Here is a 15630-nt window from a genome sequence, read left to right as displayed (position 1 = left end):
AGCGCACATGAGTATAGGAAATTTCGCATCTCTGAGTTATCAGTAGGTCAAAATTCTGCGACGATTTTACGAAAGTAGATCCAAATCTCACATTGTTTAGTGTTAAAGCGTATCTAGAGGTGAACATTTCATCGTGCTGCTAATACTGGTATCCTTACGCTCTTAACACACCATACAAAGAGAGACATTATGTCTGAAGTAAAATTTGAGACTGTAGAGCAAAAAGCAAGCTACGGTATCGGTCTACAAATGGGTCAGCAACTAGCAGGTTCTGGTCTTGAAGGTCTAAACGTTGATGCAATTGCTGCTGGTATCGCAACAGCACTAGTTGGTGAAATGCCAGCGATCGAAATCGATGACATCAACCAAGCGCTTCAAGAACTACATCAACGCGCTGAAGCAGCACGTCAAGAAGCTGCTAAAGCTGCCGCTGCCGATGGTGAAGCGTTCCTAACTGATAACGCACTTCGCCCAGAAGTAACAGTTCTAGAGTCTGGTCTACAGTATGAAGTAATTACTGAAGGTACTGGCGAAATCCCAACAGAACAAAGCCAAGTACGTGTTCATTACCACGGTCAACTAACTGACGGTACTGTATTTGACAGCTCTGTGTCTCGCGGTCAACCAGCTGAATTCCCAGTAACTGGTGTTATCAAAGGTTGGGTTGAAGCACTACAATTAATGCCTGTAGGTTCTAAGTGGAAACTATACGTACCACAAGATCTTGCATACGGTGAGCGCGGTGCAGGTGCTGCAATCCCTCCATTTGCAGCATTAGTATTCGAAGTTGAACTACTAGATATCCTATAATCTCTTAGTAAAACTGGCTTCATAAAACGGCGGCCATTGTGCCGCCGTTTTTTTCACTATAAACGACAATAATAACGAGATATTGGAGAAAACATGAATAAGAAACTCGTACTGGCAGTGATAGCAAGTGCCGCTCTGATGGGTTGCCAAAGCACTTCTGACAGCTCAACAACTAACACTGCAACAAATACAGGCGGCAATGCTTATAGCTCTATCGCTAACGCTGCATTATTGGCAGCCGCACAATCATGGGGCCAACAAAACGAGAGTACTTCTGTTCTTGCTCAGGCAGTTCAACAGAATACAAATGTGACTTCAGAGCAAGCTATCGGCGGTGTAGGCTCACTATTGGCTCTAGCACAAAATTCATTGGGTCAAACGCAAAATAATGAACTAGCTGGTTTGATACCAGGCTATGACATGCTTCAGCAAACGGGGCTAACCTCAATGATTGCCAACAGTGAAATGGTTAAAAGCAGTTTCTCTGCACTAGGTATGGACCCATCATTGGTTTCTACGTTTGCACCGATCATCCTACAAGCGCTTCAGAGCCAAGGTGCAAGTACTGGCCTTCTGAGCAGCCTAGGCTCTATCTGGCAGTAAGAGTCAAACGAGAATTAGTTAAATCGCTAATGAATGGTTCAGTGTCCATCGTTGGCGATTTTTATATCTAAGGAATGGAAAAACTCTGAGGAATAATAGAGTGAGCAGCTCAAGGGTGACAATTTTTAGATACAAAAAAGCCGAGCTAATGCTCGGCTTTTCCGTTCATACGAACCTGATTACTCAGCAGCTTCTTCAGCAGCTGGGCGATCTACAAGCTCAATGTAAGCCATTGGAGCTTTATCACCAGCACGGAAGCCAGCTTTTAGGATACGAGTGTAACCGCCCTGACGAGCAGCAAAACGTGGACCTAGTTCGTTAAATAGTTTTGCAACTACTTCGTTGTCACGAGTACGTGCAAATGCTAGACGACGGTTAGCAACGCTGTCAGTCTTAGCTAGTGTAATCAAAGGCTCAACTACGCGACGTAGCTCTTTTGCTTTTGGCAGTGTAGTCTTGATAACTTCATGACGTACTAGAGAGCTAGCCATGTTGCTGAACATCGCTTTGCGATGTGAGCTGTTGCGGTTGAGTTGACGACCACTCTTACGATGGCGCATGACCTAATCCTTCTAACTAGTATCGATTAATCTTCAGCGATAGACGCTGGTGGCCAGTTTTCTAGGCGCATGCCCAGAGAAAGACCACGTGATGCAAGTACGTCTTTAATCTCTGTAAGAGATTTTTTACCAAGGTTAGGCGTTTTAAGTAGCTCAACCTCAGTACGCTGTACAAGATCACCGATGTAGTGAATCGCTTCTGCTTTCAAACAGTTAGCAGAGCGAACTGTTAGTTCAAGATCGTCTACAGGACGCAGTAGGATCGGATCGAATTCTGGCTTCTCTTCCTTCTCCTCAGGTACACGTACATCACGAAGATCTACGAACGCATCAAGTTGCTCAGCAAGAATAGTTGCTGCGCGACGAATTGCTTCCTCAGGGTCTAGAGTTCCGTTCGTCTCCATGTCGATAACAAGCTTGTCTAAGTCTGTACGCTGCTCTACACGAGCTGCTTCAACAGAGTAAGCAATCTTGTCTACTGGACTGTATGTAGCGTCAACCAGTAGGCGACCAATAGGACGCTCATCTTCTTCAGTATGGATGCGAGCAGAAGCTGGAACGTAACCACGACCACGTTCAACTTTGATACGCATAGCGATCTCAGCGTTGTCATCCGTTAGGTGACAAATAACGTGTTCTGGGTTAGCGATCTCTACATCACCATCATGGGTGATGTCACCTGCAACCACAGGGCCCGAGCCTGATTTATTCAGCGTAATAAACACTTCATCTTTGCCTTCGGCAACGCGCACAGCCAAACCTTTTAGGTTTAGAAGAACTTCAAGAATATCTTCCTGAACACCTTCTTTAGTGCTGTATTCGTGTAGAACGCCTTCAATCTCTACTTCTGTAACTGCGCAACCTGGCATAGAAGATAGAAGAATGCGGCGAAGTGCATTACCTAGAGTGTGACCAAAGCCACGCTCTAATGGCTCAAGAGTTACTTTTGCGTGAGTCGTGCTAACTTGTTCGATGTCAACAAGACGTGGCTTAAGAAATTCTGTTACAGAACCCTGCATTGTGTCCTCTCTTTATTTTAAACCTTACTTAGAGTAAAGCTCGACGATCAGTTGTTCGTTGATGTCAGCAGACAGATCTGAACGCTCAGGCAGACGCTTGAACGTACCTTCCATCTTGCCACCATCTACTTCAATCCAAGTTGGTTTCTCGCGTTGTTCAGCAACTTCTAGAGCCGCTTTAATACGAGATTGCTGTTTAGCTTTCTCGCGGATAGAAACAACGTCGTTAGCCGCAACTTTGAAAGAAGGAACGTTTACAACTTTACCGTTAACTAGGATAGCTTTGTGACTAACTAGCTGACGTGCTTCTGCGCGAGTTGCACCAAAGCCCATACGGTAAACTACGTTATCAAGACGACCTTCAAGAAGCTGAAGTAGGTTTTCACCAGTGTTGCCTTTAAGGCGAGCTGCTTCTTTGTAGTAGTTACGGAATTGTTTTTCTAGAACGCCGTACATACGACGAACTTTTTGCTTCTCACGAAGCTGAACGCCATACTCAGATAGACGACCGCGACGAGCGCCGTGTACACCTGGTGCGTTATCAATTTTACACTTGGTATCGATCGCGCGAACACCAGACTTAAGGAATAAGTCAGTGCCTTCACGACGGCTAAGCTTCAGCTTAGGACCCAAATATCTTGCCATGATTCTTCTCCAATTGTCCTAGAAACGTTATACGCGACGTTTCTTAGGTGGACGACAACCGTTATGAGGGATTGGTGTAGCATCAACGATGTTTGTGATGCGGAAACCAGCAGCGTTCAGTGCACGAACAGTAGATTCGCGACCTGGACCAGGACCCTTAACCATAACTTCCAAGTTCTTTAGGCCGTATTCTTTAGCCATTTCAGCACAACGTTCAGCAGCAACCTGTGCAGCGAACGGAGTAGACTTACGAGAACCGCGGAAACCAGAACCACCTGCAGTAGCCCATGCAAGAGCGTTACCTTGACGGTCAGTAATGGTTACGATTGTGTTATTGAAAGAAGCATGGATGTGCGCAACGCCATCTGCAACTTGCTTGCGTACGCGCTTACGAGCGCGAGTTGGTTGTTTAGCCATTGTACTCTACCTTCCCGATTATTTCTTGATCGGCTTACGCGGACCCTTACGGGTGCGAGCATTGGTTTTAGTACGCTGTCCACGTAGTGGTAGACTGCGACGATGACGAAGACCACGGTAACAGCCAAGGTCCATAAGACGCTTGATGTTCATAGATACTTCACGACGTAGATCACCTTCTACAGTGTACTTAGCTACACCATCACGCAGTTGATCGATCTGCTCTTCAGTTAGTTCACTGATCTTAACATTTTCAGCAATACCCACTTCAGCTAGGATAGCTTGAGAGCGAGTTTTACCGATGCCGAAAATCGCAGTAAGTGCGATTACAGCATGTTTCTGATCAGGAATGTTAATGCCTGCTATACGGGCCATTATTCACTCCTAAGTGTTTCTATAAAAGAATTAGCCGCAGCAAAGCCCGTGATGGATACGCTGCGGGATACTACTTCTTTTGCACGCAAAAGGTAGGCCGAGGAATATACTCGACCTATCCTTCATTTTCAAGTAAAAATTTCTGCTAATTAGCCTTGGCGCTGTTTGTGCTTTGGCTCACTGCAAATCACGCGAACGACACCGTTACGCTTGATTACTTTACAGTTACGGCAGATTTTTTTAACGGAAGCACGAACTTTCATTGCTAAACTCCGTAAATGAAACTGAGTCTACCGCCGGATTAACGGCCGTAGCCTTTCAGATTCGCTTTCTTCAACACAGAATCATACTGTTGAGACATCATATGAGTCTGTACCTGTGCCATAAAGTCCATGATAACAACCACTACAATAAGTAGTGATGTACCGCCAAAGTAGAAACGTACGTTCCACGCGACCATCATGAACTCCGGAATCAGACAGATAAAGGTAATGTAAAGCGCACCAGCTAGGGTTAAACGCGTCATTACTTTATCGATATACTTAGCTGTCTGCTCACCTGGGCGGATACCGGGTACGAATGCACCTGACTTCTTCAGGTTATCTGCTGTTTCACGCGGGTTGAAAACCAACGCCGTGTAAAAGAAACAGAAGAAAATAATCGCTGCTGCATAAAGCATTACATATAGCGGCTGACCTGGGCTAAGAGCCAAAGACACGTCAGTTAACCAACCGAACGCGCTGCTCTCACCGTTCTGACCGAACCACTGAGCCAATGTTCCTGGGAACAGGATAATGCTTGATGCAAAGATTGCCGGGATTACACCTGCCATATTTATTTTAAGTGGCAAATGAGTGCTTTGTGCAGCAAATACTTTGCGACCTTGTTGACGTTTTGCGTAGTTTACAACGATACGACGTTGACCACGCTCCATGAAAACAACAAAGTAAATAACTGCAAACGCTAATACCGCAATCAACAGCAGAAGAAGTACATGCAATTCACCTTGACGCGCTTGCTCGATTGTTTGACCGATTGCTGAAGGCAATCCAGCAACAATACCTGCAAAGATAAGTAACGAGATACCGTTACCAATTCCACGCTCAGTAATTTGTTCACCTAACCACATTAGGAACATGGTGCCGGTTACTAAACTTACGGTAGCAATTAGCGTAAACATGGTTTGGTTGATAACAACCAGATTGTCGACCATGTTTGGTAAGCCTGTTGCAATACCAATAGCCTGGAATGTCGCAAGTACAAGCGTGCCGTAGCGTGTGTATTGGCTGATCTTACGACGGCCTGCTTCACCCTCTTTTTTGAGTTCAGCTAACGCTGGATGAACTACAGTTAGCAGTTGGACAACAATAGATGCCGAAATATACGGCATGATGCCCAACGCTAATATAGATGCACGCTCAAGAGCACCACCGGAGAACATGTTAAACATTTCAACGATGGTACCTTTTTGCTGTTCGAACAAATCGGCAAGTACAGCAGCGTCAATACCAGGAATCGGCACAAAAGAGCCTGCTCGGAATACTAAAAGTGCACCAATTACGAATAACAAGCGCGACTTTAGTTCACTTAAGCCGCTCTGAGCACTACGAAAATCTTGTCCTGGTTTCTTAGCCATCTGTACCTCGTTCCTCGAGATTATTCCTCGATTTTACCGCCTGCAGCTTCGATTGCAGCTTTAGCGCCTTTAGTCACACGTAGACCTTTTACAGTCACTGCTTTGTTGATCTCACCAGAAAGAACAACTTTAACAAATTCGATGTTCTTAGTGATGATGTTAGCAGCTTTAAGGCTGTTTAGATCTACTACGTCACCTGTTACTTTCGCTAGCTCAGCTAGACGAACTTCAGCAGACACTAGGCTCTTACGAGAAGTGAAACCGAACTTAGGTAGACGTTGTTTTAGAGGCATCTGACCGCCTTCAAAACCTGGACGAACTGAACCGCCAGAGCGTGACTTTTGACCTTTGTGGCCACGACCACCGGTTTTACCAAGGCCAGAACCGATACCACGACCTACGCGCTTCGCAGAAGGCTTAGAACCCGCAGCCGGTGATAGAGTATTCAAACGCATTCTGATTACTCCTCAACTTTAACCATGTAGTAAACCTTGTTGATCATGCCGCGCACGCACGGAGTATCTTCAAGTTCTACTGTGTGGTTGATTTTACGAAGGCCCAGACCTTTAAGACACGCTTTGTGCTTTGGTAGGCGACCAATTGAGCTTTTAGTTTGAGTTACTTTAATAGTTGCCATGGTGTTCTTACTCCGAAATAGATTCAACAGTTAGACCACGTTTAGCAGCAACCATTTCTGGCGACTTCATGCTACCTAGCGCATCAATCGTTGCACGAACGATATTGATTGGGTTCGTTGAACCGTAAGCTTTAGATAGTACGTTATGTACGCCAGCAACTTCTAGTACTGCACGCATCGCACCACCTGCGATAACACCAGTACCTTCTGCAGCAGGCTGCATGTAAACTTTAGAGCCCGAGTGGCGACCTTTCACTGGGTGGTGAAGAGTGCCTTCGTTTAGAGCGATCGTAGTCATGTTACGACGCGCTTTTTCCATTGCTTTTTGAATCGCTGCAGGTACTTCACGAGCTTTGCCGTAACCGAAACCTACGCGACCGTTACCGTCACCAACTACAGTTAGTGCAGTAAAGCTCATGATTCGACCACCTTTAACCGTTTTAGAAACGCGGTTAACGGCGATTAGCTTTTCTTGCAAATCATTCGCTTGAACTTGTTGTTCTTTAGCCATCGTCCAACCCTACCTTAGAATTTCAGACCAGCTTCGCGAGCAGATTCTGCTAGCGCCGCTACTCGACCGTGGTATTGGAAACCAGAACGATCAAATGCAACTGACTCAACGCCTTTCTCAAGAGCGCGCTCAGCAACAGCTTTACCCACTGCTTTAGCTGCATCGATGTTACCAGTGTATTTCACTTGCTCACGGATCGCTTTTTCTACAGTAGAAGCTGCTGCGATAACCTCAGAGCCGTTAGCTGCAATAACCTGAGCGTACACGTGACGAGGAGTACGGTGTACTACTAGGCGAGTTGCACCCAGTTCTGCAATCTTACGACGTGCGCGTGTAGCACGACGGATGCGAGATGCTTTCTTATCCATAGTGTTACCTTACTTCTTCTTAGCTTCTTTAGTACGCACATTTTCATCTGCGTAACGAACACCTTTACCTTTGTAAGGCTCAGGCTCACGGTAAGAACGAATGTCAGCCGCAACCTGACCAACTAGTTGCTTGTCACAACCAGTGATCACGATTTCAGTTTGGCTTGGACACTCAGCTTTAATACCCGCTGGCAACTCGTGCTCAACTGGGTGAGAGAAGCCTAGTGTTAGGCCTACAGCGTTGCCTTTGATAGCAGCACGGTAACCAACACCTTTAAGAGTTAGCTTCTTAGTAAAGCCTTCAGTAACACCAACAACCATGTTGTTAACTAGAGCGCGAGCAGTACCTGCTTGTGCCCATGCGTTAGCAACACCTTCGCGTGGACCGAAAGTAAGATTGTTTTCTTCCTGAGCAACAACTACAGCGTTGTTAAGAACGCGTGATAGTTCGCCTTTCGCACCTTTTACAGTGATTTCTTGGCCGTTTAGTTTCACCTCTACGCCAGCTGGAATAGCGACAGGTGCTTTTGCAACACGAGACATAGTCTACTCCTTATTAAGCTACGTAAGCGATGATTTCACCACCAAGACCTGCTTTACGTGCAGCGCGGTCTGACATAAGACCCTTGGAAGTTGAAACGATAGCAACACCAAGACCACCCATTACAGAAGGAAGTTCATCTTTCTTCTTGTAAACACGTAGACCTGGACGAGAAACACGTTTAAGTTGCTCGATAACTGGTTTAGCTTGGAAGTACTTAAGAGTTACTTCTAGCTCAGGTTTTACTTCGCCTTCTACAGCGAAGTCAGTGATGTAACCTTCAGCTTTTAGTAGTGCAGCAATTGCAACTTTAAGCTTTGAAGAAGGCATTTTTACAGCAACTTTGTTTGCTGCCTGACCGTTACGAACGCGGGTCAGCATATCCGAAATCGGATCTTGCATGCTCATATGATTTACTCCAAATGATTAAGTGGCAATTACCAGCTAGCCTTACGAAGACCCGGAATCTCGCCTTTCATGCAAGCTTCACGAACCTTAATACGGCTTAGACCGAACTTACGTAGGTAACCGTGTGGACGACCAGTTTGGTTGCAACGGTTGCGCTGACGTGATGCACTTGAATCACGTGGAAAAGATTGCAGTGTAAGAACCGCGTTCCAACGATCTTCTTCAGATGCGTTTACATCGCTGATGATAGCTTTTAGCGCTGCACGCTTTTCAGCGAACTTAGCTACTAGCTTTGCACGTTTAGCTTCACGTGCTTTCATTGATTGTTTAGCCATAACAGTAACCCTTCACCTTACTTACGGAATGGGAAGTTAAAGGCAGCCAGCAGAGCACGGCCTTCCTCATCAGTACCAGCAGACGTCGTTACAGTGATGTCTAGACCGCGTACTCGATCAACTTTATCAAAGTCGATTTCCGGGAAGATGATTTGCTCGCGAACGCCCATGCTGTAGTTACCGCGACCGTCAAAAGACTTAGCGCTAACACCACGGAAGTCACGTACACGTGGAAGAGCGATATTAATTAAACGCTCAAGAAAATCCCACATACGTTCGCCACGCAAGGTTACTTTACAACCGATAGGGTAGCCTTCACGGATTTTGAAACCTGCAACAGATTTACGCGCTTTAGTGATAAGTGGCTTTTGACCAGAGATCGTTGCCATATCAGCAGCTGCGTTTTCTAGCAGTTTCTTATCGTTGATTGCTTCACCAACACCCATGTTTAGGGTGATTTTCTCGATTCTAGGGACTTGCATGACGCTTGTGTAACCGAACTGTTTGGTCAGTTCAGCGACTACAGACGACTTGTAGTAATCATGCAGTTTCGCCATAGTAGAACTCCAAATTACTTCTATTAGTTAGAAACGGTTTCGCCGTTAGACTTGAAGAAACGAACTTTCTTGCCATCTTCGAAACGGAAACCGATACGGTCAGCTTTACCAGTAGCTGCGTTAAAGATTGCAACGTTAGAAGCGTCAATAGCTGCTTCTTGTTCAACGATGCCACCTTGTTGACCTAGAGCCGGAACCGGCTTTTGGTGCTTCTTAACAAGGTTGATGCCTTCAACGATAACTTTACCAGTTGCTAGAACCTTAGTTACTTTACCTTTCTTGCCTTTATCTTTACCAGCAAGAACGATTACTTCGTCATTACGACGGATTTTAGCTGCCATCTTACGTGCTCCTTACAGAACTTCTGGAGCCAGTGAAACGATCTTCATGAACTTATCGCCACGAAGTTCGCGAGTCACAGGACCAAAGATACGTGTACCGATTGGTTGCTCAGTATTGTCATTTAACAGTACGCAAGCATTACGGTCGAAGCGAATGACAGAACCGTCTGGACGACGTACGCCTTTACGGGTGCGAACTACCACCGCCTTCAGAACGTCACCTTTCTTAACTTTACCGCGAGGAATTGCTTCCTTAACAGTAACTTTGATGACGTCACCGATATGTGCATAACGGCGGTGAGAGCCACCCAGAACCTTAATACACATTACGCTGCGAGCGCCTGAGTTATCAGCTGCGTCCAGCATACTTTGCATTTGGATCATGTTAGTGCTCCGCTAAATATATAAAAAAACTAGACCCTCACGGGTCGGGCTGCCTCTTTAAAAGGGACGCGAATTGTACCACCCTTTTTTATAATTGGGTAGTCAAAAAATAAGCGGCCCCAAAAAAAGTTTTTGGAGCCGCTTTCGTTATAGAAGAAAGAAGATTACATCTTCGCTTTTTCTACAACTTTTACCAATGTCCAAGACTTAGTCTTAGACAGTGGACGACACTCTGCGATTTCAACTTTGTCGCCTAGGCCACATTCGTTGTTCTCGTCATGTGCGTGTACTTTAGTCGTACGTTTAACGTATTTACCGTAAATTGGGTGTTTTACGAAACGTTCGATAGCAACAGTGATAGACTTGTCCATCTTGTCGCTAACTACACGACCTTGTTGAGTACGTTTTACTTCGCTCATTATGCGCCTGCCTTCTCAGTCAAAACAGTTTTCACACGTGCGATATCACGGCGTACAGCTTTCAGAGTATGAGTTTGCTGTAGCTGACCAGTTGCAGCTTGCATGCGCAAGTTGAACTGTTCACGTAGCAAATTCAATAGCTCAGCGTTAAGCTCTTCAACGCTTTTCTCGCGTAGATCTTGTGCTTTCATCACATCACCTGCTTAGTTACAAATGTAGTTTTGAATGGCAGTTTACGAGCCGCTAGGCGGAACGCTTCACGAGCCAATTCTTCAGGTACACCACCCATTTCGTACATAACCTTACCAGGTTGGATTTGGGCTACCCAGTACTCAACGTTACCTTTACCCTTACCTTGACGAACTTCAAGTGGTTTTTCTGTGATAGGTTTGTCTGGGAACACACGGATCCAGATTTTACCTTGACGCTTAACGTGACGTGTCATTGCACGACGTGCCGCTTCGATTTGACGAGCAGTTAGACGACCACGGCCAACAGCTTTAAGACCGAATTCGCCGAAGCTTACATCAGTACCTTTAGCTAGACCACGGTTACGACCAGTCTGAACCTTACGGAACTTAGTACGTTTAGGTTGTAGCATCTGTCGACTCCTTACTTACGGCCTTTACGCTGCTTCTTAGGCTTGTCGCCTTTAGGCTCTACAGCGTTAGCTGCTGGCATACCACCTAGGATTTCACCTTTGAAGATCCAAGTTTTAATGCCGATCACACCGTATTGAGTGTGAGCCGAAGAAGTTGCGTAATCAATGTCAGCACGTAGAGTGTGTAGAGGCACACGGCCTTCACGGTACCACTCTGAACGTGCGATTTCAGCGCCGCCTAGACGACCGCTTACTTCTACTTTGATACCTTTAGCACCTAGACGCATAGCGTTCTGTACCGCGCGCTTCATAGCACGACGGAACATAACACGACGCTCTAGCTGAGACGCGATGCTATCACCTACAAGCTGCGCGTCTAGCTCAGGTTTACGTACTTCAGCGATGTTAATTTGCGCTGGTACACCTGCGATTTTAGCTACAGCTGCGCGTAGTTTTTCTACGTCTTCACCTTTCTTACCGATTACTACGCCTGGACGAGCAGTGTGAATAGTCACACGGATGCTCTTAGCAGGACGCTCGATAACGATGCGTGAAAGTGATGCTTTTTTCAGTTCACTTGTAAGGAACTGACGTACCTTGAAGTCGCCGTCTAGGTTGTCAGCGAAATCTTTGGTGTTAGCAAACCATGTAGCATTCCAAGGCTTAACGATGCCTAGACGAATACCATTAGGATGTACTTTTTGACCCATTGCTTACTCTCCTAGTCTCTTAGCGATCTGCTACAACAACAGTGATGTGGCTTGAACGCTTCAAGATACGATCCGCACGACCTTTAGCACGAGGCATAATACGCTTCATGATCGGGCCTTCATCTACGAAGATTTTTGCGACATTTAGATCGTCAATATCTGCGCCTTCATTGTGCTCCGCGTTAGCGATAGCTGACTCAAGAACTTTCTTGATTAGGTCAGCAGCTTTTTTGTTGCTGAACGTCAAGATTTCTAGAGCTTGGTCTACAGATTTTCCACGAATTTGGTCCGCAACTAAGCGAGCTTTCTGAGGCGAAATGCGAGCAAAGTTATGTTTAGCTAGTGCTTCCATCATCTACTCCTTAACGCTTCTTAGCTTTCTTATCCACGACATGGCCGCGGTAAGTACGTGTTGGTGCGAATTCACCCAGTTTGTGACCGATCATTTCTTCGGTTACGAATACTGGTACGTGCTGACGACCATTATGGACAGCGATGGTCAAACCGATCATCGTAGGGATGATCATTGAACGACGGGACCAAGTCTTAATAGGCTTTTTGTCTCCGCTTTCCACCGCTTTCTCTACCTTCTTCAGCAAGTGTAGGTCAATAAAAGGACCTTTCTTGAGAGAACGTGGCATGGCGATTCCTCTTTATATAGATTACTTGTTACGACGACGTACGATGTACTTGTCAGTGCGTTTGTTCTTACGGGTCTTAAAGCCTTTAGTTGGCATACCCCAAGGAGATACTGGGTGACGACCACCAGAAGTACGACCTTCACCACCGCCGTGTGGGTGGTCAACCGGGTTCATTACCACACCGCGAACGGTTGGACGAACACCGCGCCAGCGGCTAGCACCAGCTTTACCTAGTTCACGTAGCATGTGCTCAGAGTTGCCTACTTCACCGATTGTTGCACGGCCTTCAGACAATACTTTACGCATTTCACCAGAACGTAGACGGATAGTTACGTATGCACCGTCGCGAGCAACGATTTGAGCATATGCACCAGCCGAACGAGCTAGCTGACCACCTTTACCAGGCTTAAGTTCAACGTTATGTACAGTTGAACCTACTGGGATGTTACGCATTGGTAGAGTGTTACCAGCTTTGATTGGTGCATCAACACCAGACTGGATTGCATCACCAGCTTTAACACCTTTAGGTGCTAGGATGTAACGACGCTCACCGTCTGCGTACAGAACTAGAGCGATGTTTGCGCTACGGTTTGGATCGTATTCTAGACGCTCAACTTTCGCTGGAATGCCATCTTTAGTACGTTTAAAATCAATTACACGGTAGTGGTGTTTGTGACCACCGCCGATGTGACGTACTGTGATACGACCGTTGTTGTTACGACCACCATTCTTAGAGTTTTTCTCTAGAAGAGGTGCGTAAGGCTTACCCTTGTGTAGGTCAGCGTTAACAACTTTAACAACGTGACGACGACCAGCCGAAGTCGGCTTACATTTAACAATAGCCATTTCTCAACTACTCCTGTTATTCCGCGCCGCCAACAAAGTCAAGATCTTGACCTTCTTTCAAAGTAACGTACGCTTTCTTAACGTCGCTGCGGCGACCTTGGCGTAGACCTTGACGTTTGGTCTTACCCTTATTAATAAGAGTATTTACAGACTTAACTTCAACTTCAAATAGCTTTTCTACAGCTGCTTTGATCTCTTTCTTAGTTGCATCGATAGATACTTTGAAAACGATAGTGTTCGCTTTCTCTGCAGCCATAGTTGCTTTTTCAGAGATGTGCGGTGCACGTAGAACTTTTAGGATACGCTCTTCAGTGATCATGCTAGCATCTCCTCAACTTGCTTAACTGCTTCTGCAGTCATTAGAACCTTGTCAAACGCGATTAGAGATACTGGATCAACACCAGCAACGTCACGTGCGTCAACTTTGTATAGGTTACGAGCAGCTAAGAATAGATTCTCGTCTACTTCGCCAGTAACGATTAGTACATCGTTAAGCTCAAGCTCTTTAAGCTTAGCTACTAGCTCTTTAGTTTTTGGTGCTTCTACTGAGAAGTTATCAACAACGATTAGACGCTCTTGACGAACAAGCTCAGAAAGAATGCTCTTCATAGCACCACGGTACATTTTTTTGTTTACTTTTTGGCTGTGATCTTGTGGTTTCGCAGCAAAAGTAACACCACCTGTACGCCAGATTGGGCTACGGATTGTACCAGCACGCGCACGGCCAGTACCTTTTTGACGCCATGGCTTAGCGCCACCGCCAGAAACTTCTGAACGTGTTTTTTGAGCACGAGTACCTTGACGAGCACCTGCTGCAAACGCAACAACTACTTGGTGTACAAGAGCTTCGTTAAACTCACGTCCGAAAGTAGTTTCGGAAACAGTTAGTGCGTCGGCACCTTTAACCATTAGTTCCATTACTTACTCCTGAGACGTTATGCTTTAACAGCTGGTTTAACGATCACGTTGCCGCCAGTTGAGCCAGGGACTGCACCTTTAATAAGAAGCAGGTTGCGCTCAGCGTCAACACGTACGATCTCTAGGTTTTGAGTCGTTACACGCTCAGCACCCATGTGACCTGCCATTTTCTTGCCTTTAAATACGCGACCTGGAGTCTGACATTGACCGATAGAACCAGGAGCACGGTGAGACAATGAGTTACCGTGAGTCATATCTTGAGTACGGAAGTTCCAACGCTTAACAGCGCCTTGGAAACCTTTACCCTTAGATGTACCAGTAACGTCTACTTTCTTAGTTTCGTTGAATAGTTCAACAGTTAGTTCTGAACCAACTTCGAACTCTTCGCCGTTTTCTAAACGGAATTCCCAAAGACCGCGACCAGCTTCAACGCCAGCTTTAGCAAAGTGACCTGCTTCAGCTTTGTTTACACGGTTAGCTTTCTTAGAACCAGCTGTAACCTGGATTGCTGCGTAGCCGTCAGTTTCAAGAGTTTTCACTTGAGAAACACGGTTAGCTTCAACCTCAACAACAGTTACTGGGATAGAAACGCCTTCTTCAGTAAATACGCGGGTCATGCCCACTTTACGACCGATTAGACCAATCATACTTCTAATCTCCCTTAACCTAGGCTAATTTGAACGTCAACGCCCGCAGCAAGGTCTAGACGCATTAGAGCATCAACAGTTTTGTCTGTTGGCTCAACGATGTCGATTAGACGCTTGTGAGTACGGATTTCGTACTGGTCACGTGCTTTCTTGTTAACGTGTGGAGAGATAAGAACTGTGAAACGCTCTTTACGAGTTGGCAGTGGGATTGGACCACGAACCTGTGCGCCAGTGCGCTTAGCTGTTTCAACGATTTCCGCTGTAGAAGCGTCGATTAGTTTGTAATCGAAAGCTTTTAGGCGGATACGGATACGTTGGTTCTGCATGAGACAGAGCTCCAATTATTATAAATTACACAAACAATATCGCCACTCAAACTCGTTAAGACGAGAGAATGCCGATTGATTTATGTGAAACCGTAGCCTCCAAGATTAGGAAGCATTGTCAGTTAATTTTCGATTAACTACCCCTACATACCAAAGTCACCTCTGGGGATAGTTTTTCCGAAGAAAAGATAGCTAATTGTATTAACCGCGAACATAAGCTGAGTCTACATTACCTGACAAATCAATAAGATAAGCCAGCTCCTCGCTGCTCATTGGTTCACAACTGGCTTAACCAGTGCGCTGCATTATACAGATCACAACTTTACTTGCAAGGGGTGTTTGAAAATTAAGCGAAATAAATTTCAGATAGACAAA

The 15630-nt window shown here is 45.7% G+C and carries 30 protein-coding genes; 2 read left to right on the top strand and 28 right to left on the bottom strand.

Annotated elements, in window-relative coordinates:
* The first annotated feature begins 189 nt into the window (after positions 1–189).
* Positions 190–810: a BamJ family beta-barrel-assembly machinery protein gene (gene bamJ, locus VNE01S_RS16965; RefSeq protein WP_053397137.1), complete on the top strand. Its 621-nt coding sequence runs from the start codon at positions 190–192 to the stop codon at positions 808–810.
* Between the two features lie 93 nt (positions 811–903).
* Complete coding sequence (locus VNE01S_RS16960) at positions 904–1413, top strand: DUF2780 domain-containing protein (protein ID WP_053397136.1); 510 nt, start codon at positions 904–906, stop codon at positions 1411–1413.
* A 179-nt stretch (positions 1414–1592) separates the two neighbouring features.
* On the opposite strand, the gene rplQ is transcribed toward VNE01S_RS16960, so the two are convergent.
* The 28 genes from rplQ to rpsJ form a co-directional block, all read right to left on the bottom strand.
* Positions 1593–1973: a 50S ribosomal protein L17 gene (gene rplQ, locus VNE01S_RS16955; protein ID WP_005383141.1), complete on the bottom strand. Its 381-nt coding sequence runs from the start codon at positions 1971–1973 to the stop codon at positions 1593–1595.
* 26 nt (positions 1974–1999) lie between these two features.
* Positions 2000–2992 carry a DNA-directed RNA polymerase subunit alpha gene (locus VNE01S_RS16950; RefSeq protein WP_009602907.1) on the bottom strand — a complete coding sequence of 331 codons (993 nt, stop codon included), beginning with the start codon at positions 2990–2992 and terminating at the stop codon, positions 2000–2002.
* Between the two features lie 24 nt (positions 2993–3016).
* Positions 3017–3637 (bottom strand): 30S ribosomal protein S4, encoded by a 621-nt coding sequence (gene rpsD / locus VNE01S_RS16945; RefSeq protein WP_006963204.1) that lies wholly within the window; start codon positions 3635–3637, stop codon positions 3017–3019.
* Between the two features lie 27 nt (positions 3638–3664).
* Positions 3665–4054, bottom strand: a complete 390-nt coding sequence (rpsK, locus tag VNE01S_RS16940; RefSeq protein WP_001118870.1) for a 30S ribosomal protein S11 — start codon at positions 4052–4054, stop codon at positions 3665–3667.
* 18 nt (positions 4055–4072) lie between these two features.
* Positions 4073–4429 (bottom strand): 30S ribosomal protein S13, encoded by a 357-nt coding sequence (gene rpsM / locus VNE01S_RS16935; protein ID WP_017051447.1) that lies wholly within the window; start codon positions 4427–4429, stop codon positions 4073–4075.
* A gap of 149 nt (positions 4430–4578) precedes the next feature.
* Positions 4579–4692, bottom strand: coding sequence for a 50S ribosomal protein L36 (gene rpmJ, locus VNE01S_RS16930; RefSeq protein ID WP_000868186.1), 114 nt, complete (start codon positions 4690–4692; stop codon positions 4579–4581).
* A 38-nt stretch (positions 4693–4730) separates the two neighbouring features.
* Positions 4731–6065 carry a preprotein translocase subunit SecY gene (secY, locus tag VNE01S_RS16925; protein WP_008072356.1) on the bottom strand — a complete coding sequence of 445 codons (1335 nt, stop codon included), beginning with the start codon at positions 6063–6065 and terminating at the stop codon, positions 4731–4733.
* 20 nt (positions 6066–6085) lie between these two features.
* A complete protein-coding gene (gene rplO, locus VNE01S_RS16920) occupies positions 6086–6520 on the bottom strand; it encodes a 50S ribosomal protein L15 (protein ID WP_053397135.1) in 435 nt (144 codons plus the stop codon).
* A 5-nt stretch (positions 6521–6525) separates the two neighbouring features.
* Positions 6526–6702: a 50S ribosomal protein L30 gene (gene rpmD / locus VNE01S_RS16915; RefSeq protein ID WP_004410429.1), complete on the bottom strand. Its 177-nt coding sequence runs from the start codon at positions 6700–6702 to the stop codon at positions 6526–6528.
* 7 nt (positions 6703–6709) lie between these two features.
* Positions 6710–7213, bottom strand: coding sequence for a 30S ribosomal protein S5 (rpsE, locus tag VNE01S_RS16910; protein ID WP_004745894.1), 504 nt, complete (start codon positions 7211–7213; stop codon positions 6710–6712).
* A 14-nt stretch (positions 7214–7227) separates the two neighbouring features.
* Positions 7228–7581 carry a 50S ribosomal protein L18 gene (gene rplR / locus VNE01S_RS16905; protein WP_053397134.1) on the bottom strand — a complete coding sequence of 118 codons (354 nt, stop codon included), beginning with the start codon at positions 7579–7581 and terminating at the stop codon, positions 7228–7230.
* Positions 7582–7590: 9 nt separating this feature from the next.
* Complete coding sequence (gene rplF / locus VNE01S_RS16900) at positions 7591–8124, bottom strand: 50S ribosomal protein L6 (protein ID WP_053397133.1); 534 nt, start codon at positions 8122–8124, stop codon at positions 7591–7593.
* A gap of 13 nt (positions 8125–8137) precedes the next feature.
* A complete protein-coding gene (gene rpsH / locus VNE01S_RS16895) occupies positions 8138–8530 on the bottom strand; it encodes a 30S ribosomal protein S8 (RefSeq protein WP_038209098.1) in 393 nt (130 codons plus the stop codon).
* 29 nt (positions 8531–8559) lie between these two features.
* A complete protein-coding gene (rpsN, locus tag VNE01S_RS16890; RefSeq protein WP_053397132.1) occupies positions 8560–8865 on the bottom strand; it encodes a 30S ribosomal protein S14 in 306 nt (101 codons plus the stop codon).
* Between the two features lie 17 nt (positions 8866–8882).
* A complete protein-coding gene (gene rplE, locus VNE01S_RS16885) occupies positions 8883–9422 on the bottom strand; it encodes a 50S ribosomal protein L5 (protein WP_053397131.1) in 540 nt (179 codons plus the stop codon).
* A gap of 23 nt (positions 9423–9445) precedes the next feature.
* The gene (gene rplX / locus VNE01S_RS16880; protein ID WP_014230668.1) at positions 9446–9763 is read right to left on the bottom strand and encodes a 50S ribosomal protein L24; all 318 of its coding nucleotides are present in this window, start codon (positions 9761–9763) and stop codon (positions 9446–9448) included.
* A gap of 12 nt (positions 9764–9775) precedes the next feature.
* Positions 9776–10147, bottom strand: coding sequence for a 50S ribosomal protein L14 (gene rplN, locus VNE01S_RS16875; protein ID WP_004410450.1), 372 nt, complete (start codon positions 10145–10147; stop codon positions 9776–9778).
* A gap of 164 nt (positions 10148–10311) precedes the next feature.
* A complete protein-coding gene (rpsQ, locus tag VNE01S_RS16870; protein ID WP_053397130.1) occupies positions 10312–10566 on the bottom strand; it encodes a 30S ribosomal protein S17 in 255 nt (84 codons plus the stop codon).
* Entirely contained in the window at positions 10566–10757 is a 192-nt protein-coding gene (gene rpmC, locus VNE01S_RS16865; RefSeq protein WP_004410456.1) for a 50S ribosomal protein L29, read from the bottom strand. The genes rpsQ and rpmC overlap by 1 nt, the downstream gene beginning before the upstream one ends.
* The gene (gene rplP, locus VNE01S_RS16860; RefSeq protein ID WP_005379577.1) at positions 10757–11167 is read right to left on the bottom strand and encodes a 50S ribosomal protein L16; all 411 of its coding nucleotides are present in this window, start codon (positions 11165–11167) and stop codon (positions 10757–10759) included. The genes rpmC and rplP overlap by 1 nt, the downstream gene beginning before the upstream one ends.
* 11 nt (positions 11168–11178) lie before the next feature.
* Positions 11179–11877, bottom strand: coding sequence for a 30S ribosomal protein S3 (rpsC, locus tag VNE01S_RS16855; protein ID WP_005383161.1), 699 nt, complete (start codon positions 11875–11877; stop codon positions 11179–11181).
* 19 nt (positions 11878–11896) lie between these two features.
* Positions 11897–12229: a 50S ribosomal protein L22 gene (rplV, locus tag VNE01S_RS16850; protein ID WP_004745877.1), complete on the bottom strand. Its 333-nt coding sequence runs from the start codon at positions 12227–12229 to the stop codon at positions 11897–11899.
* Positions 12230–12239: 10 nt separating this feature from the next.
* On the bottom strand, positions 12240–12518 hold the full coding sequence (gene rpsS / locus VNE01S_RS16845) for a 30S ribosomal protein S19 (protein ID WP_004745876.1): 279 nt from the start codon (positions 12516–12518) through the stop codon (positions 12240–12242).
* A gap of 21 nt (positions 12519–12539) precedes the next feature.
* Positions 12540–13364: a 50S ribosomal protein L2 gene (gene rplB / locus VNE01S_RS16840; protein ID WP_053397129.1), complete on the bottom strand. Its 825-nt coding sequence runs from the start codon at positions 13362–13364 to the stop codon at positions 12540–12542.
* Between the two features lie 16 nt (positions 13365–13380).
* Complete coding sequence (gene rplW, locus VNE01S_RS16835; RefSeq protein WP_053397128.1) at positions 13381–13683, bottom strand: 50S ribosomal protein L23; 303 nt, start codon at positions 13681–13683, stop codon at positions 13381–13383.
* Entirely contained in the window at positions 13680–14282 is a 603-nt protein-coding gene (rplD, locus tag VNE01S_RS16830; protein WP_053397127.1) for a 50S ribosomal protein L4, read from the bottom strand. Before rplD ends, rplW begins: the two co-directional genes overlap by 4 nt.
* Before the next feature lie 17 nt (positions 14283–14299).
* Positions 14300–14929, bottom strand: coding sequence for a 50S ribosomal protein L3 (rplC, locus tag VNE01S_RS16825; RefSeq protein ID WP_053397126.1), 630 nt, complete (start codon positions 14927–14929; stop codon positions 14300–14302).
* Positions 14930–14943: 14 nt separating this feature from the next.
* Positions 14944–15255 carry a 30S ribosomal protein S10 gene (rpsJ, locus tag VNE01S_RS16820; RefSeq protein WP_004410492.1) on the bottom strand — a complete coding sequence of 104 codons (312 nt, stop codon included), beginning with the start codon at positions 15253–15255 and terminating at the stop codon, positions 14944–14946.
* Between the last annotated feature and the right edge of the window lie 375 nt (positions 15256–15630).

The sequence above is a fragment of the Vibrio nereis NBRC 15637 genome (assembly GCF_001591105.1).
Classification (GTDB): domain Bacteria; phylum Pseudomonadota; class Gammaproteobacteria; order Enterobacterales; family Vibrionaceae; genus Vibrio; species Vibrio nereis.
The sequence above is the reverse complement of the archived record's forward strand: the minus strand, read 5'-3'. Positions and strand labels throughout refer to the sequence as shown.

Excerpts from the sequence above, each read along its gene's own strand:
- rplE (WP_053397131.1), bottom strand. The coding sequence starts at position 9,422 with ATGGCGAAACTGCATGATTACTACAAGTCGTCTGTAGTCGCTGAACTG.
- rplF (WP_053397133.1), bottom strand. The coding sequence starts at position 8,124 with ATGTCTCGTGTTGCAAAAGCACCTGTCGCTATTCCAGCTGGCGTAGAG.
- rplN (WP_004410450.1), bottom strand. The coding sequence starts at position 10,147 with ATGATCCAAATGCAAAGTATGCTGGACGCAGCTGATAACTCAGGCGCT.
- rplW (WP_053397128.1), bottom strand. The coding sequence starts at position 13,683 with ATGATCACTGAAGAGCGTATCCTAAAAGTTCTACGTGCACCGCACATC.
- rplB (WP_053397129.1), bottom strand. The coding sequence starts at position 13,364 with ATGGCTATTGTTAAATGTAAGCCGACTTCGGCTGGTCGTCGTCACGTT.
- rplV (WP_004745877.1), bottom strand. The coding sequence starts at position 12,229 with ATGGAAGCACTAGCTAAACATAACTTTGCTCGCATTTCGCCTCAGAAA.
- secY (WP_008072356.1), bottom strand. The coding sequence starts at position 6,065 with ATGGCTAAGAAACCAGGACAAGATTTTCGTAGTGCTCAGAGCGGCTTA.
- rpsJ (WP_004410492.1), bottom strand. The coding sequence starts at position 15,255 with ATGCAGAACCAACGTATCCGTATCCGCCTAAAAGCTTTCGATTACAAA.
- rplQ (WP_005383141.1), bottom strand. The coding sequence starts at position 1,973 with ATGCGCCATCGTAAGAGTGGTCGTCAACTCAACCGCAACAGCTCACAT.
- bamJ (WP_053397137.1), top strand. The coding sequence starts at position 190 with ATGTCTGAAGTAAAATTTGAGACTGTAGAGCAAAAAGCAAGCTACGGT.
- rpsK (WP_001118870.1), bottom strand. The coding sequence starts at position 4,054 with ATGGCTAAACAACCAACTCGCGCTCGTAAGCGCGTACGCAAGCAAGTT.
- rpmD (WP_004410429.1), bottom strand. The coding sequence starts at position 6,702 with ATGGCAACTATTAAAGTAACTCAAACTAAAAGCTCAATTGGTCGCCTA.
- rplX (WP_014230668.1), bottom strand. The coding sequence starts at position 9,763 with ATGGCAGCTAAAATCCGTCGTAATGACGAAGTAATCGTTCTTGCTGGT.
- rplC (WP_053397126.1), bottom strand. The coding sequence starts at position 14,929 with ATGATTGGTCTAATCGGTCGTAAAGTGGGCATGACCCGCGTATTTACT.
- rpsQ (WP_053397130.1), bottom strand. The coding sequence starts at position 10,566 with ATGAGCGAAGTAAAACGTACTCAACAAGGTCGTGTAGTTAGCGACAAG.
- rpsH (WP_038209098.1), bottom strand. The coding sequence starts at position 8,530 with ATGAGCATGCAAGATCCGATTTCGGATATGCTGACCCGCGTTCGTAAC.
- rpsE (WP_004745894.1), bottom strand. The coding sequence starts at position 7,213 with ATGGCTAAAGAACAACAAGTTCAAGCGAATGATTTGCAAGAAAAGCTA.
- VNE01S_RS16950 (WP_009602907.1), bottom strand. The coding sequence starts at position 2,992 with ATGCAGGGTTCTGTAACAGAATTTCTTAAGCCACGTCTTGTTGACATC.
- rpmC (WP_004410456.1), bottom strand. The coding sequence starts at position 10,757 with ATGAAAGCACAAGATCTACGCGAGAAAAGCGTTGAAGAGCTTAACGCT.
- rplD (WP_053397127.1), bottom strand. The coding sequence starts at position 14,282 with ATGGAACTAATGGTTAAAGGTGCCGACGCACTAACTGTTTCCGAAACT.
- rplP (WP_005379577.1), bottom strand. The coding sequence starts at position 11,167 with ATGCTACAACCTAAACGTACTAAGTTCCGTAAGGTTCAGACTGGTCGT.
- VNE01S_RS16960 (WP_053397136.1), top strand. The coding sequence starts at position 904 with ATGAATAAGAAACTCGTACTGGCAGTGATAGCAAGTGCCGCTCTGATG.
- rpsN (WP_053397132.1), bottom strand. The coding sequence starts at position 8,865 with ATGGCTAAACAATCAATGAAAGCACGTGAAGCTAAACGTGCAAAGCTA.
- rpsD (WP_006963204.1), bottom strand. The coding sequence starts at position 3,637 with ATGGCAAGATATTTGGGTCCTAAGCTGAAGCTTAGCCGTCGTGAAGGC.
- rpsC (WP_005383161.1), bottom strand. The coding sequence starts at position 11,877 with ATGGGTCAAAAAGTACATCCTAATGGTATTCGTCTAGGCATCGTTAAG.
- rpsM (WP_017051447.1), bottom strand. The coding sequence starts at position 4,429 with ATGGCCCGTATAGCAGGCATTAACATTCCTGATCAGAAACATGCTGTA.
- rpmJ (WP_000868186.1), bottom strand. The coding sequence starts at position 4,692 with ATGAAAGTTCGTGCTTCCGTTAAAAAAATCTGCCGTAACTGTAAAGTA.
- rplR (WP_053397134.1), bottom strand. The coding sequence starts at position 7,581 with ATGGATAAGAAAGCATCTCGCATCCGTCGTGCTACACGCGCACGTCGT.
- rpsS (WP_004745876.1), bottom strand. The coding sequence starts at position 12,518 with ATGCCACGTTCTCTCAAGAAAGGTCCTTTTATTGACCTACACTTGCTG.
- rplO (WP_053397135.1), bottom strand. The coding sequence starts at position 6,520 with ATGCGTTTGAATACTCTATCACCGGCTGCGGGTTCTAAGCCTTCTGCG.